Origin of the sequence: Saccharopolyspora rhizosphaerae (assembly GCF_003931915.1) — a bacterium.
Lineage (GTDB): Bacteria > Actinomycetota > Actinomycetes > Mycobacteriales > Pseudonocardiaceae > Saccharopolyspora > Saccharopolyspora rhizosphaerae.
On sequence record NZ_RSAA01000035.1, the window covers coordinates 320,539 to 334,646 of the forward strand.

The window sequence follows — 14,108 nt, forward strand, 5'->3', positions numbered from 1 at the left end:
GCCGACACCCCCGGAGATCGGGTTCCCGCACGAGTCCCCCAGCGCGCGGGAACCCGATCTCGTGCTTCGGGCGTGGAAGAACGAATGCGCCAACGGGTTCCGCTGCCGCATCCGTCCTCGGAGGCCGGTCAGATGTCGAGCTTGAAGGCCTGGGTGTCCCTCGCGTTGGTGTCGGGGTTGGTGGAGGAGTCGCTGGTGATCCGCTCCCGCTCGGTGAGCTGCAGCGAGCCGCTCCGCGACGGGCTCTGCGGGATCGACACGACCAGGCGCGGCGTGGTCTTCGGGCTGAACACGACCGTGCCGTCGTTGCGTCGGTTCAACGTCCAGTGCTGAGCCGTGTCGGCCGCGTCGCACGCGGCGGTGCGCAGCTCACCTCCTGCACGCCCCTCCGCGGTCACGCACTGCCGGTTCTCCGTGCTCTTGATGCTCACGGAACCGTCGGCCTGCTTGGTGATCTCCCACTCGTCGACCGCTCGGGGTTGCGCGAAGGAGTGGGGCTGCAACGTCATTACGGACGAGTCCGCTCCGTTGACCGTCCAGCGGGACTTGTCCGCCACGCTGGTGATCTTGGTGATGAGCACGGGGTCAGCCGATGCGGGCAGCGCGGGCGCGACGGACAGGGCCGCCAGCGCACCGAGGGCTCCCAGCACCAAGCGAGGGCGTTCCATGATCGTGTACCTCCACGATGAAGGTGTTCCGGGGGATGGACGAGCCGGTCCGGTTCGCCCGAAATCGATACTTACCAGCGGCCCGGGAGATGTTCCTGACCAGTCATCACAACGAGCGAAGCCCTTTCGGCTCTCGGGGTTCACCCGCTCGCCACGGTCGATGAGTAGCCTGGCGGCCCGGTGTTCCCCAACGGCAGCGAGGTCTTCCGGTGAGCCAGTACCAGTACTACGAATTCCTCGCGGTCGAGCGCCCGTTGAGCGAGGACGAGCAGGGCGAGGTCCAGCAGCTGTCCGATCAGGCCGTGGTCAGCGACCACTCGTTCGTCGCCGTCCACGAGCAGGACGAGTTCCGCGGTGACCCGGACGTGCTCGTCGAGTCCTACTACGACGCCCACCTGCACGTGACGAGCTCGAGCACGCGCCGGCTGATGGTCCGCTTCCCGAACACCGCGCTCGACGACGAACTGGCCGAGGAGTACGAAGTCGCCGAGCGCGTCGAGGTGTGGAGCTCCGAGGAGCACGTGGTGCTGGACTTCCTCAGTGAGGAGGAGGGACCCGAGGACCCGCCGTCCGGGCACCAGGACCTGCTGGAACAGCTCATCGGGATCCGCGAGGAGGTCCTCGGCGGCGATCTGCGGCCGCTGTACCTGGCGTGGCTGGCCGGCTACGGCGCCTGGGAACGCGACGAGTTCGCCTTCGACACCAGCGCCGAGGACGAGGCCGAACCGGTCGTGCCGCCGGGCCTCGGGCAGCTGAGCCCGGCGCAGACCCGGCTCGCGGACTTCCTGCGTCTCGACGAGGACCTGCTGGCGGTGGCCGCCGAGCACAGCACGCCGCTGCAGGAGTCGATCGACCCGACCGCGCTCGGTGCCTGGGTGTCCGAGCTGCCCTCCGCCGACAAGGACCTGCTGTTGCTGCAGGTCGCGCAAGGCCAGGCAGCCGAGGCCCGGGTCGAGATGCTGCGCCGCTTCAACGGCGACAGCGCCGCCGGTCGCCGCACCGTCGGCGAGCTCCTCGACCAGGCCGCCCGACGCCGCTCCTGACCTGACCTCGGCCTCAGAGCCGAGGTCAGGAAGTGGTGACCGAGAAGTCCCGGAACTGGGCGTGGACGTCGCGGCTCGGCCCCCACTCGGAGGCGTGGCCGCCGAAGAACGTGGAGAAGAAGACACCGGCGAAGGGGATGTCGGCGATCTGCCGGATGCCCTGCTCGTCGAACACCTGCTGCCCGTCGATGCTCACCGCGATGCGCCCGGTGTCGCGGTCGACCGTCTGCTGCACGGTGTGCCACTGGTCGTCGGCCTGCCACTGCCACGCCCCGCGCCCGACGTCCTCGCCGTAGCCGTCGCCCATCGACGGGTCGTAGACGTAGACCTCGCCGTTGGCGCTGCGCGCGCCGGAGCCGTTGTCGTTGCGCCACATGAACCGGGTCGACCACGCCTGACCGTGGTGGCCGCCGCCGGCCTCGCCGGGCTCGCCACCGTAGAGCCCGGGCAGCTTGCCGCCCTTGCCGAAGTCCCAGGCCGACGGGAACTTGACCGTCAGCTGCAGGCTGCGTGCCTCGGCGAGGTCGGCGCGGCCCGCGGTGGTGAAGTCGCCGTAGAACTGGCCGCCGCCTTGGCTCGGGCAGTCCTCACAGGACGGTGCCGACGAGCCCTGGCCGTAGAAGACGTCCACGGCTCCGCCCTGGGGCGACATCCGGTCGAACCCGAACCGCCCGTCGTCCACCACTCCCCACCGCTGCGACCAGGTTCCGCCTGGGAAGTCGGCGAAATCCGCGGTCCACGGCTCGGCGGCGAACGCGCTGCCGGGCAGCGACACCACCGCGGCGAGCGCGAGGGCGGCGGCGCCCGGCGCGCGGCTCCGACGTGTGCGCATCGTTGATCACCTCGTCGCGAGTGCACACCCGACACACCGCCCGGTCAACGCGCTGTCCTGAACCCGCCGCGGCGGGCCGGTCAGAGGGCCGGCTTGACGTCCGAGCGCTTCACGTACACCCAGCGGTGGTTGTAGGAGATCCGGACGTACTGCTCGGCGCCGCGGACGACCGTGTGGTTGTTCGGGTCCTGGTCGCCGTCGTGGACGACGTGGTAGTCCGTCGCGGCCACGTCGTCGCCCGCGACGTAGGCCTGATCGGCCGGGATCGTGCAGGGCAGCGGTGAGATCTCGCGGGGCTCGACGCCCTCCGGGTACTCGCCCGACGACGGGGCGGCCATGCCGTAGGTCGGGATGCCGTCGCGTCGTGCTTCGACGAGGTCGGCGTCCTCGGCCGGTTCGGTGTTCTCCCCACCGGGGTCGCGCAGCCAACCTTCTTGCCGTCGAACCAGAGGGCCAACCAGTCGCCCCGGCGCTCGGCGACCGCGTACTGGCGTCCCGTGGTGGCCTTCGCCGACCAGTCCTCGATCCGGGTGGTGCCGGGCGCACCGTCCGGGTGGACCGCCGGGTTGCTCAGCAGCGGCGCGTCGTCACGCGGTTCGGTGCGCAGGTGCACGAAGTTCGCGGGCTGTGCGGGCAGGTCTTGGCAGGCGCCGTCCGGACACTCGCTCACCGGCGGCTGGTTGGTCTCGAACCGCGGCGAGATCGTCACGGCCTCGGTCTGGCTCCGGTTGCCCTCGGCGCGTGCGCCGACCAGGTCCATGTAGTGCTCCCAGTCCCAGTAGGGGCCCGGGTCGTAGTGCTCGGTCCCGGCCTTGGCGGGCGTGTCGGCGCTGACCTCGTCGTGGCCCACGACGTGCTCGCGGTCCAGCGGGATGTCGTGCTCCTCCGCCAGGTACCGCACGAGCTTGGCCGACGAGCGGTACATCGCCTCGGTGTACCAGGTCCCGCCCTCGGCGGCCCAGCCCTCGTGTTCGATGCCGATCGAGCGCATGTTGCGGTCCCAGCTCCCGGCGTGCCACGCCATGTCGCGGGTGGGCACCATCTGCGTGACCTCGCCGTCCGAGGAACGGATCACGTAGTGCGCGGACGACCCGTGCGCCGGGTCCTGGAACAGCGAGATCGCCGTCTGGTAGGCGACTTCGGTGTCGTGGATGACGATCGAGTCGATCTGCACGTCGTCCGGCCGCTCGGCGGTGTCGTAGTTGCCGTACCCGGCGCTGGGGTCCTCCGGGTTCGTCGGTGCGTAGGCGGCCGGGAGAAAGCGGCAGTCCACCGTGTCCGGGCACTCCGCCTCGGTGTCCGGCTCGCTGTCGGCGAGTCCGGTGGCGGACAGGTCGCGGTCCGGCCGCACCTCGGGGATCGGGGCGAACGCGATGCGCTGCCCGCTGGCGGTGGTCCGCGCCCGCCCCTGGTCGAGCACCTCGTAGACGCTGTCGGCGAAGTCCCGCGCACCGCTGAGGCGCGGACTGCCGCTGAGGCTCGCGATCGCCGGGTACCACTCGCCGAGGTGGGTCGGCAGCGTCCCGCCGTGCAGCCGCTTGGAGCGTTCGGCGAGCAGCGCCGCACCGGCCCGGATGTTCTGCTCGGGGTCGTTGCGGATCGCCTCCGGCGCGACGTCCACCAGTTCCGCGGCCTCCGACAGGGTGTGCAGCGCGGGGTGGTCGGCGTACCCGCGCAGCTCGGGGTTCTGCGCGCGCAGCTTCGCGGCGTCGACCTCGGTGAGGTGCATCGGGCCGTAACCGCCAGCCCGGCTCTGCTCACCGCGGTGGTCTTCCCACCGGGTGAGTTGGTACGAGGTCGCCATCAACAGGGTTGCGGGAACGCCGAATTCGTGCGCCGACTCCTGGAACGCCCGCTGCACGCCGGAGTCCTGTTCGGACTCGCCGGACGCGGGCGCTGCTCCGAGCAGCAGTCCCAGAGCCACCACCGCGCTCAACGCGCGCCGCCTCGCCTGTGCCGTCAACCGAGCCTCCCGATCCGGCTCCGCGCTCGTCGCGGAGGTTGCGGAACGAGGATCTCCTCTTCGGACCGCTCGAGCACCTCGGTTCGGCGCAACCGCCACCGTGTTGTAACCCGGGACGACGGAACCTGGTCCACGCCAGGGCCGGCCACGAGCAGGTCCGGGAGTTCCGCGCTCTTCGCACGTTCCCCGTGCGCGGCGAGGGTGGCACGGCTCGGGCCGGGCGGTCTGGCCACACCCGATCGGGGCATCATCTTTCCGAGCGGGTGGTGTCGACGCTCGTCGTGCGCAGACCTCCCGGCAGGAGCTCATCCGGCGGACCGGCGAGCCTCGCGGCGGGCGACGGCGATCTTCCGGGACGGCTGGACGGTGTCGAGCTCGGCGTTGACCGCACCGCCGAGCAGCACCGCGAACGCCGTGACGTACAACCACAGCAGAACGCCCATCGGAGCGGCCAGCGCACCGTAGACCGGCGAGTTCTCCAGGCTCACCGACAGGTAGATCCGCAAGCCGAAGCTGCCCGCGAGCCACACCACCATCGCCACCGCGGCACCCGGGACGTGCTCGTGCCAGGGGGCGCGGATCGGGATCGACACCATGTACAGCGTGGTCAGCGAGGCGATCGACCCGAGCACGATCAGCGGCCAGTACAGCCCGTACACCAGCACCGCGGCTTCCGGGACCCACCCGGCGATCACCGCCGGCCCGACCGCCAGGAGCGGGAGCAGCACCAGGGAGACCAGCAGCCCCACCACGTAGATCAGCACCGACATCAACCGCTGCCGCACGAAACTGCGCTGCCCGCCCAGGCCGTAGACGACGGAGATGGTGTCGATGTAGACGTTCAGCGCGGTCGAGCCGGACCACAGGGCGATCACGAACCCGATCGAGATGATGCCGACGCGCCCGGAGCCGAGCACCTCGAGCAGCACCGGCCGCAGGAGCTGGTCGATGGCCTGCGGGGACAGCACCGTCCCGGCCGCCTGGGCCAGGGTTTGCTCGACCGCGGGCACGGTGTCCTCACGACCGAGCCAGCCGGCGACGTAGCCGAGCGTGGCGACGAGGCTGAGCAGCACCGGGGGCAACGAGGTGAGGGTGAAGAACGCCGCTTCTCCGGCCAGGCCCGTGAGCCGGTAGCGGTTGCTGCTCTCGACCGTGCGGAGGGTCAGCCGGACCAGCCCTCGGAGCTTCCGGTTGCGCGGGTGCCGGAGCCGCGCGAGGAAGTTCTGCGGCACGGCACCCCTCCCGAACGCTCTTCCGCGTGCCGTTCGACCACGAACTGCCCCGTGCGGGGGCCTCCGGCACCACGGTCCGAACCCGTGATTTTCGGCGATGCCGTGCCGGAGCGCCTCGCCGACACGCGGCTCCGTGATCGAACGGCGATGCGCCGGAGCACCGTCAGATGACGCCGAGGTCGAGCATCGTGTCGGCCACCTTGGTGAAACCGGCGATGTTCGCACCGAGGACGTAGTTGTCCGGTGCCCCGTAGCCCTCGGCCATCTCCCGGACGGAGTCGTGGATGTCGGCCATGATCTGCGACAACCGGGTGTCGGTGTAGTCGAAGTGCCAGGAGTCCCGGGAGGCGTTCTGCTGCATCTCGAGACCGGACGTGGCGACACCACCGGCGTTCGCGGCCTTGCCCGGACCGAACAAGACGCCGGCGTCCTGGAAGACCTTCACGGCTCCGGGGGTGGTCGGCATGTTCGCGCCCTCGCCGATGGCGACGACGCCGTTGCGCACCAGCGTGGTCGCGGCTTCGTCGTCGAGCTCGTTCTGCGTGGCGCAGGGCAGCGCGACCGCGCAGGGCACGTCCCAGATCGAGCCGTTGTCGACGAAGCGGGCGCGGGGGTGCTCCTCGGCGTAGTCCTTGACGCGCCCGCCGCGGTCCTCCTTGAGCTCCCGGACCGCTTCGATGTCGAGGCCCTCTTCGTCCACGACGTAGCCCTCGGAGTCCGACATCGCCACGACCGTGCCACCGAGCTCGTGGACCTTGCGCGCCGCGTAGATCGCGACGTTGCCGGAGCCGGACACCACGACGCGGCGGCCGTCGATCTGCTCCCCGCGAGCGCGCAGCATCTGGTCGACAAAGTAGACCGTGCCGTACCCGGTCGCCTCCGTCCGCACCTGCGAGCCGCCCCAGTTGAGGCCCTTGCCGGTGAGCACACCGGACTCGTAGCGGTTGGTGATGCGCTTGTACTGGCCGAACAGGTAGCCGATCTCGCGGCGCCCGACCCCGATGTCACCCGCGGGCACGTCGGTGTACTCGCCGAGGTGGCGGTGCAGCTCGGTCATGAACGACTGGCAGAACCGCATGATCTCCGCGTCCGACTTGCCCTTCGGGTCGAAGTCGGAGCCGCCCTTGCCGCCGCCCAGCGGCAGCCCGGTGAGCGCGTTCTTGAAGATCTGCTCGAAACCGAGGAACTTGATCACGCCGATGTTCACCGAGGGGTGGAACCGCAGGCCACCCTTGTACGGCCCGAGCGCGGAGTTGAACTCGACGCGGAAGCCGCGGTTCACCCTGACCGCGCCCGTGTCGTCGGTCCACGGCACTCGGAAGATGATCTGGCGTTCAGGCTCGCACAGCCGCTCGAGCACGCCGGAGCGCAGGTACTCGGGGTGCCGCTTGAGCGCGGGCTCCAACGACTCCAGCACCTCGTACGCGGCCTGCGCGAACTCGGGCTGGTGCCCGTCGCGGACCTGGATGGTCCGGTAGGCATCGGCGGTCAGCTGCAAACCATCCGTGTCGCGACTCATGGTGGGCGACTCCTCGGCTATCGACAACGCATAACGCCCGTACTGCTTAACAGAACGGTGACGCGGATGAAACATCTTCCACGCATCTCACACCGAGCAGGCCGAACTCGCTCCCCCGGCGCGGTGCCTGGCAGGGGCCACAGCCGTGACGGCGCGTGCTGCCGCAACGACAGGTGCCGAAGCGCCCACTGTGGATGGTGGAGCGAGCGTCGCGGCCACCGGCAGTGTCGTGCGGTACCCCGAGAACGGCGAAAACCCCGACGTGGTGACCATCGACGGGGCTTCGCGGTACGAGTGGTGCGCGATACTGGGATTGAACCAGTGACCTCTACCGTGTCAAGGTAGCGCTCTCCCACTGAGCTAATCGCGCCCTGCGGCCATCGCCGCCAGCGGTGGGGAGTCTATCCCAACGGGTTTCGGCCGTTCCCACCCCCCTGGGTGATCACGGCGCGCAAGCGCTGCCCGGCACCGGGGTGAGGAACTCCGTGGCGGCCCAGTTGCCGGAGCGGAGCTCGCGGAAGCGCCCGATGACGTTGGGCGTCGCCTCGACCTGCTCGCCCGCGGTGAGGTGGCCGACGCGGGTGGCGCCCTCCTCGGGGTCGGAGCGGACGTTGAGGACGTCCGCGGAGACCTCGAAGGTGCAGTCCGCCGGCTTCGTCGCGCCGCTGTCCTGGCCGGAGCCCGCCGCGTAGACGATCGCGACCAAGCCGGCACCGGCGAGCAGCAGCGGGCGGGGAATCAGGAACACGGCGAACCTCCTGGTCAGGCACGTCGTCCCCAGCTATAACCGCCGATGCGGCGAACGTGGAGCCGCGTCACACCGCTGCGCCGCCGGTTCAGCGCGCCGGGCGACGCCCACCCGAGCAACTGCACAGCGGGTGGTCACGCCCCAGGAACGCAAAAACGCCGCTCCACCGGAGTGGTAGCGGCGCTTCGCGTCAGGCGAAGATCAGCGGTCGGCCATCTTCTTCTGCAGGTTCTCGTCCAGGCTGGCGAGGAATTCCTCGGTCGTCTGGTACGGCTGGTCGTTGCCGACCAGCAGGGCCAGGTCCTTGGTCATCTTGCCGCTCTCGACGGTCTCGACGACGACCTGCTCCAGGGCCTCGGCGAAGCCCACGACCTCCGGGGTCGAGTCCATCTTGCCCCGGGCCTGCAGGCCCCGGGTCCAGGCGTAGATCGACGCGATCGGGTTGGTCGAGGTGGGCTTGCCCTGCTGGTGCTGGCGGTAGTGGCGGGTGACCGTGCCGTGCGCGGCCTCGGCCTCCACCGTGCCGTTGGCGGTCATCAGCACCGAGGTCATCAGGCCGAGCGAGCCGAAGCCCTGCGCGACGGTGTCCGACTGCACGTCACCGTCGTAGTTCTTGCAGGCCCAGACGTAGCCGCCCTCCCACTTCAGCGCGGAGGCGACCATGTCGTCGATCAGCCGGTGCTCGTAGGTGATGCCCTTGGCCTCGAACTGGTCCTTGTACTCGTTCTCGTAGATCTCCTCGAACACGTCCTTGAACATGCCGTCGTAGGCCTTCAGGATCGTGTTCTTGGTCGACATGTAGACCGGGTAGCCGCGCTCCAGGCCGTACCGGAAGGACGCGTGCGCGAACTCCTCGATCGACTTGCGGTAGTTGTACATGGCCATGGCCACGCCACCGTCGTCACCGAACTTGGCCACCTCCACCTCGATCGGCTCGGAGCCGTCCTGAGGGGTGTAGGTGATGGTGACGGTGCCCGGGCCCGGGACCTTGAAGTCGCTGGCCTTGTACTGGTCGCCGTGGGCGTGACGGCCGATGACGATCGGCTTGGTCCACGTCGGCACGTACCGCGGGATGTTGGAGATGACGATCGGCTCGCGGAAGATGACGCCACCGAGGATGTTGCGGATCGTCCCGTTCGGGCTCCGCCACATCTTCTTCAGGCCGAACTCCTCCACGCGCGCCTCATCAGGCGTGATGGTGGCGCACTTGACGCCTACGCCGTGCTTCGCGATGGCGTTCGCGGCGTCCACGGTGACCTGGTCGTCGGTGGCGTCCCGGCGCTCGATGCCGAGGTCGTAGTAGTCGAGGTTGATGTCCAGGTAGGGGTGGATCAGCTTGTCCTTGATGAAGGACCAGATGATCCGGGTCATCTCGTCGCCGTCCAGTTCGGCGACCGTGCCCTGGACCTTGATCTTGCTCATGTGGCGGGGTGCTCCTCTCGCGAGAATGCAAGCGGTACAAGCGTACTGCTAGCGGCTTCGATTGTGCCTTGCCCCCGTCGCCCGCCACCAGGGTCGCGGCACATCCGAAGCCAGATTCACAGCCACTCCCAGGGCAATGCCAGGCCAGGCCGAGATCGTCTCCTACTCTCGAACAGGAGGACGAGTGATCTTGTCGAGCACTCGTTCGGCTGACAGGCGATGCAGGAGAGACATTGGCGACAGGACCGACGCACGCGATGAGCGGGTTGGCCGGGTGGGCGGCGGTGACCGCCCTGGCCGACACTCACGCGATAGGGCAATTATCCCCCAAGACCTGGGTGGTCGGAGCCACTCTTGCCTCGGGGGCCGCGCTGCTGCCCGACATCGATCACCCGTCGTCGACCGTCGCCGCGACCTTCGGCTCCCTCTCCAAGGGCGTTTCCGCGGGCATCAGCGGGTTCAGCGGCTTCCTGTACCGGCTGACCCGCACCAAGAAGGACAGCGACCGCGAGGGCACCCACCGCGGCTTCACCCACACGGTGGTCTTCGCCGTCCTCGCCGGGCTCATCACCACCGCGATCGTGCAGACCAGCGAAGGCAGCGCGCTGGGCGTGCTGATGTTCTTCTTCGCCGGTCTCGCGGTGCGCGGTCTGATGCACACCTGGTGCCCGCGGAAGGACGCCCTGCTGATCGCCGTCACGTCGTTGCTGCTCACGGTCGCGTGCTGGGCCTGGGCGGGGAACCAGCCCACCGACGCGGCCGCCTTCGGGCTCGCGGTGATGATCGGCTGCACCGCGCACTTCATCGGTGACGCGATCACCGAGCAGGGCTGCCCGATGCTGTGGCCGGTGCCGCTGGCCGGCAAGACCTGGTACCCGGTCGCGCCGCCGAAGGCCCTGCGCATGCGCACCGGCGGTGCCGTCGAGCTCGCCATCGTGGGCCCCGGCCTGACCCTCGCGGCGGGCGCGTTGACCTGCGTGGTGCTCTACCGGGTCGGTGCCGCCCCGTGGCTGGCCGGGCTGAACCTGCCACCGGCGGTGATGGCCTGGATCGAAGCGGGGCCGTGAGCCGGTTGGAGCAGCGCGTGGGCCAACAGCAGGCAAACCGGGACGAACGCCCCCAATCCCTCAGATCAGCCGGATAAAGTGCTCGTGCAGGGCCACCTCGGCACTGCTCCTTGTCCCCGGAGGAAAGATGCGAGCTCGAACGCGGATCGTGGCGGCCGTCCTGGCACTGCCGCTGCTGTCCGGCCTCGCCGCGTGCGGCGAGATCCAGGAGGCCCAGCAGGGGTTGCAGGACGCCAACCAGCAGATCCAAGGTGCCCAGCAGACGATGGACACCGCGCAGGCCTGCCTGCGAGCGATCAACGCGGCCAACTTCGTGCCGAACTTCGCCGACCCGCAGAAGGCGCAGGCCGACGCCCAGGCCAAGGTCGCCGAGCTGCAGCAGCTGGCCGACCAGACCGCGGACGACACGCTCAGGCAGAACCTGCTCGACGTGCAGGAGTCGGTCCAGCAGGTCGCCGACGGCGGGGTCGACATCGAGGCAAGCGCCGAGTGGACCTCCGCCCAGCTGGACAAGTACCAGGCCGTCACCACGACCTGCTCACGCCTGGCCGGCTGACGACCATGCGGGGTGTGTCGGACGTCACCTAGCCTGGTGGAGCGGAGGTGATGTGCGATGAGAGCAGCAGTGGGCGACCAGCTGCACGTGCACAGCAAGCACGTCGACGAGGCCGAGAAGTACGGCGAGATCCTGGAGGTCCTCGGGCCCGACGGCGAGCCGCCGTACAAGGTCCGCTACACCGACGGCCACGAAGGCCTGGTGTTCCCGGGCTCGGACTGCGTGATCGAGCCACCCTCCCCTCGCCGCGGAGATTGACGGGGCCGGTCGCGCCCAGCGACCGGCTCACTCCCAGGACTCGGCCAGGATCGACTCCACCTCAGCCCGGAACAGCAGTTCCGGGTCGACGTCCATCTCGGCGAACTGCCCGATCACCTCGAGGCTGATCGCGCCGTGCAGGCGCGACCAGGCGCGGACCGCCCTGCGCAGGGCGAGCACCGGCGCCTGCGGCCCGCCGCGCCGCTCGCGCCAGCCCACCAGCTGCCGGTCCAGCGCCCCGCTCGGCGCCGTGGCGGGCGCGATCTCGGCGAACGCGTCCAGGATCGGGCGGAACGCTCGATCGGCGAGCTCGGTGGTCCCCTCCGGCGCGGTGTAGCCCGGCACCGGAGTCCCGAACAGCAGCAGGAAGCGCTGCGGGCCGCCCAGCGCCCACGCCCGGAACCCAGCCGCGACCTCGCGGAACCGGTTCTCGGGCGACTTGCGGCGGTGTTCGTGGGCGATCCGCTCCACCGTCTCGGCGAGATCGCGGTAGCCGTCGACGACGAGCTCGGTGAGCAGCGCGTCGCGGTTGGCGAAGTAGCGGTAGAGCGCGGGTCCGGTGACCCCCATCCTCTTGGCGATCGCGTTCACCGAGATCCCCGCAGGTCCCGACTCCGCGAGCTGCTCCACGGCGACCTGCTTGGCCTCGTTGCGCGTCTGCTCCCGGAACCGCTCGCGGGGGCTGCGCGGCTCTGCCGGCATGTTCGCCACCTCCCTTGACGGACGAAGGTAACAGCTTCATGGTCGAGCAAGAGGTTCTCACTCCCGTGTCCGGCTGTCACTGTGTTCAGTTGTCACTGTGTTCAGTTGTCACTGGGGGTTGTCATGGCAGGGACCGAGGTCGTGCTCACCGGGCTCGGTGAAGTGGCCGTGCGGCGGGCCGAGGTGCCCGAACCCGCACCGCGTGGCGTCGTCGTCCGCACCGAGGCGGCCGGCGTCGCCTTCGCGGAGGTGCAGATGCGGCGCGGGAAGTACCCGGCCCAGCCGGCTTTCCCGTTCGTGCCCGGGTACGACCTGGTCGGCGAGGTCGTCGCCGTCGGTTCGCAGAGCTCCTGGCGCGTCGGGCAGCGGGTGGCGGCGATGCCGCGCAGTGGCGCGTGGGCCGAGCACGTCGCCCTCCGCGACCGGGACCTCGTCGAGGTCCCCGCGGACATCGACGCCGCCGAGGCCGTCGCGCTGGTGCTCAACGGGGTCACGGCGCGGCAGCTGCTGCGGAGGGCCGGCGTCCGAAGAGGACACTCCGTGCTGGTGCACGGCGTCGGAGGGGGTGTCGGAGTGCTGCTGGCGCAACTGGCCGCAGCGGACGGGATCCGCGTCCTCGGGACCGCTTCCGCGCACCGGCACGAAGACCTCGACGGCCTCGGAGCGGAGCTGATCGACCACCGCACGCAGGACGTGGCGGCGGAGGTCATCGCACGCGCCCCCGGCGGGGTCGACGCGGTCTTCGACCCGCTAGGGCCGCCGAGCCTGCCGACGTCGTGGCGTCTGCTCGCGCCCGGCGGGGTGCTCGTCAGCTACGGCAGTTCCGCGACGCTCGACCAGCCCGGACCGTGGTGGCGGCCCTACGTGGCGATCGCGCGCCTGATGGCCGGATGGGAGCTCCGCAGGCTGCTCGGCAGGACTGGAGGACGGCGCGCCCGGCTGTACTACGTGCAGGCCGGTGAACGCTCACGCGCCGACTTGACCGAGCTGCTGCGCGTGGTCGCCAGTGGACGGTTGCGCCCGCTCATCGCGGAACGACTGCCGCTGCACGAAGCGGAACGGGCGCTGGACCTGCACCTCTCCGGCGAGAAGACCGGCCGCATCGTGCTCGTGCCCAGCGCCGACGGGACAGGAAACCCGAAACGTTAGCCGGTTCGCACCATCCCGGGCTCCCGCGCAGCGCCCCGCGTCCTTAAGGTGGTCCCATCGGGGAATCGCTAGGAGGCGGTGAAGTGTTGCAAGACGACCGGGACGCGGGGGCACCGGCCGATCTTCCTGCGGTCTTCGGCCTCGGCACGGCGCTGACGACGGAGCTACCACCGGGCGAGGTCCTCACCGAGCAGATGTCGATGGCGGTCTACCCGGCCCCGCTGTGCTGGATCAGCACCGACACTCCGGGCCCGCAGCTGGCCGCCGCGCTGCGCGCCGAGCACCGCCGCAGCGGCCTGTGGCCGCTCCTGCTGTGCGACAGCGACGAGACCTTCGGCGAGCGCTGCACGGTCGGCGTGACCGCGCCGGAACCGCTGGAGCACATCGACCGCTGGCGCGTCCACGACGTGATGGCCCGGATCTGGGACGGCCTGGTGCAGGCCGACGACGAGCTCGGCCCGGCCTACGACCTCGACGTCCTGGCGCCTTTCGACTACACCTGCCCGGGACCGGCCAAGGCCGGGAACCTGCTGGCGGACCCCGACGTGCTGGCCAACCAGCAGCTGCCCAAGCTCGTCGACGAGGACACCCGGCTCGCGCTGGTGCCCGTCAAGCGCGGCGCCGACGTGCTCACCGTGCTCGGCTGGTCCGGAGCGGCCAACCACGTGTCGCGCACCGCCGGGTTGTCGGCGATGGCGCGCAGCTGGGAGGAGCGCTTCGGCGCCCGGATCCTGCGGCTCGGCCCGGACCGGCTGGACATGAGCGTCGCCGCCCCACCGCAGACCACCGAGCACGCGGCCGCGGTCGCGGCCGAGCACTGGACCTTCTGCCCGGACCGCATCCTGCAGGAAACCGGGTCCATCTCGGCCTACGCCGCCGAGATCCGCGGCCGCCGCACCTGGTCCTTCTGGTGGGACTGACCGCTGTCACCGACCGCCGGCGCCGGTGA

Annotated in this window: 14 protein-coding genes and 1 tRNA gene; 6 read left to right on the top strand and 9 right to left on the bottom strand. The window is 70.2% G+C overall.

Annotated features, from left to right (window positions below; genetic code table 11):
* Positions 1 to 128: 128 nt before the first annotated feature.
* The gene (locus tag EIL87_RS24435; RefSeq protein ID WP_125092928.1) at positions 129 to 668 is read right to left on the bottom strand and encodes an RICIN domain-containing protein; all 540 of its coding nucleotides are present in this window, start codon (positions 666 to 668) and stop codon (positions 129 to 131) included.
* A 209-nt stretch (positions 669 to 877) separates the two neighbouring features.
* On the opposite strand from EIL87_RS24435, the gene EIL87_RS24440 reads away from it, so the two are divergent.
* Positions 878 to 1,711 carry a hypothetical protein gene (locus EIL87_RS24440; RefSeq protein WP_125092929.1) on the top strand — a complete coding sequence of 278 codons (834 nt, stop codon included), beginning with the start codon at positions 878 to 880 and terminating at the stop codon, positions 1,709 to 1,711.
* 25 nt (positions 1,712 to 1,736) lie between these two features.
* Here the strand turns inward: EIL87_RS24440 and EIL87_RS24445 are convergent, their stop codons facing one another.
* The 7 genes from EIL87_RS24445 to EIL87_RS24475 all read right to left on the bottom strand — a co-directional run bounded on the left by EIL87_RS24445 (position 1,737) and on the right by EIL87_RS24475 (position 9,427).
* Positions 1,737 to 2,543 (bottom strand): polysaccharide lyase, encoded by an 807-nt coding sequence (locus EIL87_RS24445; protein ID WP_233576556.1) that lies wholly within the window; start codon positions 2,541 to 2,543, stop codon positions 1,737 to 1,739.
* A gap of 109 nt (positions 2,544 to 2,652) precedes the next feature.
* Positions 2,653 to 4,506 (bottom strand): N-acetylmuramoyl-L-alanine amidase, encoded by a 1,854-nt coding sequence (locus tag EIL87_RS24450; RefSeq protein ID WP_158628691.1) that lies wholly within the window; start codon positions 4,504 to 4,506, stop codon positions 2,653 to 2,655.
* A gap of 305 nt (positions 4,507 to 4,811) precedes the next feature.
* Positions 4,812 to 5,738, bottom strand: a complete 927-nt coding sequence (locus EIL87_RS24455; RefSeq protein ID WP_158628692.1) for a YihY/virulence factor BrkB family protein — start codon at positions 5,736 to 5,738, stop codon at positions 4,812 to 4,814.
* A gap of 163 nt (positions 5,739 to 5,901) precedes the next feature.
* Positions 5,902 to 7,257, bottom strand: coding sequence for an NADP-specific glutamate dehydrogenase (gene gdhA / locus EIL87_RS24460; protein WP_125092932.1), 1,356 nt, complete (start codon positions 7,255 to 7,257; stop codon positions 5,902 to 5,904).
* A gap of 295 nt (positions 7,258 to 7,552) precedes the next feature.
* Positions 7,553 to 7,627 (bottom strand) — tRNA-Val (locus tag EIL87_RS24465).
* 72 nt (positions 7,628 to 7,699) lie between these two features.
* Positions 7,700 to 8,005 carry an SH3 domain-containing protein gene (locus tag EIL87_RS24470; RefSeq protein WP_125092933.1) on the bottom strand — a complete coding sequence of 102 codons (306 nt, stop codon included), beginning with the start codon at positions 8,003 to 8,005 and terminating at the stop codon, positions 7,700 to 7,702.
* A 201-nt stretch (positions 8,006 to 8,206) separates the two neighbouring features.
* Positions 8,207 to 9,427 carry an NADP-dependent isocitrate dehydrogenase gene (locus EIL87_RS24475; protein ID WP_125092934.1) on the bottom strand — a complete coding sequence of 407 codons (1,221 nt, stop codon included), beginning with the start codon at positions 9,425 to 9,427 and terminating at the stop codon, positions 8,207 to 8,209.
* A 233-nt stretch (positions 9,428 to 9,660) separates the two neighbouring features.
* Here EIL87_RS24475 and EIL87_RS24480 point away from each other — a divergent pair, with 233 nt between their 5' ends.
* The 3 genes from EIL87_RS24480 (at position 9,661) to EIL87_RS24490 (ending at position 11,308) form a co-directional block, all read left to right on the top strand.
* Entirely contained in the window at positions 9,661 to 10,494 is an 834-nt protein-coding gene (locus tag EIL87_RS24480; protein ID WP_125092935.1) for a metal-dependent hydrolase, read from the top strand.
* Between the two features lie 127 nt (positions 10,495 to 10,621).
* Positions 10,622 to 11,050: a hypothetical protein gene (locus EIL87_RS24485; protein ID WP_125092936.1), complete on the top strand. Its 429-nt coding sequence runs from the start codon at positions 10,622 to 10,624 to the stop codon at positions 11,048 to 11,050.
* Positions 11,051 to 11,107: 57 nt separating this feature from the next.
* Positions 11,108 to 11,308 carry a DUF1918 domain-containing protein gene (locus EIL87_RS24490; RefSeq protein ID WP_125092937.1) on the top strand — a complete coding sequence of 67 codons (201 nt, stop codon included), beginning with the start codon at positions 11,108 to 11,110 and terminating at the stop codon, positions 11,306 to 11,308.
* 27 nt (positions 11,309 to 11,335) lie between these two features.
* Here the strand turns inward: EIL87_RS24490 and EIL87_RS24495 are convergent, their stop codons facing one another.
* Positions 11,336 to 12,010, bottom strand: coding sequence for a TetR/AcrR family transcriptional regulator (locus EIL87_RS24495; RefSeq protein WP_125092938.1), 675 nt, complete (start codon positions 12,008 to 12,010; stop codon positions 11,336 to 11,338).
* Positions 12,011 to 12,133: 123 nt separating this feature from the next.
* On the opposite strand from EIL87_RS24495, the gene EIL87_RS24500 reads away from it, so the two are divergent.
* Together EIL87_RS24500 and EIL87_RS24505 are read left to right on the top strand one after the other, a co-directional pair.
* Positions 12,134 to 13,159, top strand: coding sequence for a zinc-binding dehydrogenase (locus EIL87_RS24500; RefSeq protein WP_125092939.1), 1,026 nt, complete (start codon positions 12,134 to 12,136; stop codon positions 13,157 to 13,159).
* 83 nt (positions 13,160 to 13,242) lie between these two features.
* Positions 13,243 to 14,079, top strand: a complete 837-nt coding sequence (locus EIL87_RS24505) for a DUF4253 domain-containing protein (RefSeq protein ID WP_199740598.1) — start codon at positions 13,243 to 13,245, stop codon at positions 14,077 to 14,079.
* Positions 14,080 to 14,108 lie beyond the last annotated feature (29 nt).

Excerpts from the sequence above, each read along its gene's own strand:
- EIL87_RS24485 (WP_125092936.1), top strand. The coding sequence starts at position 10,622 with ATGCGAGCTCGAACGCGGATCGTGGCGGCCGTCCTGGCACTGCCGCTG.
- EIL87_RS24500 (WP_125092939.1), top strand. The coding sequence starts at position 12,134 with ATGGCAGGGACCGAGGTCGTGCTCACCGGGCTCGGTGAAGTGGCCGTG.
- EIL87_RS24475 (WP_125092934.1), bottom strand. The coding sequence starts at position 9,427 with ATGAGCAAGATCAAGGTCCAGGGCACGGTCGCCGAACTGGACGGCGAC.
- EIL87_RS24445 (WP_233576556.1), bottom strand. The coding sequence starts at position 2,543 with ATGCGCACACGTCGGAGCCGCGCGCCGGGCGCCGCCGCCCTCGCGCTC.
- EIL87_RS24490 (WP_125092937.1), top strand. The coding sequence starts at position 11,108 with ATGAGAGCAGCAGTGGGCGACCAGCTGCACGTGCACAGCAAGCACGTC.
- EIL87_RS24495 (WP_125092938.1), bottom strand. The coding sequence starts at position 12,010 with ATGCCGGCAGAGCCGCGCAGCCCCCGCGAGCGGTTCCGGGAGCAGACG.
- gdhA (WP_125092932.1), bottom strand. The coding sequence starts at position 7,257 with ATGAGTCGCGACACGGATGGTTTGCAGCTGACCGCCGATGCCTACCGG.
- EIL87_RS24435 (WP_125092928.1), bottom strand. The coding sequence starts at position 668 with ATGGAACGCCCTCGCTTGGTGCTGGGAGCCCTCGGTGCGCTGGCGGCC.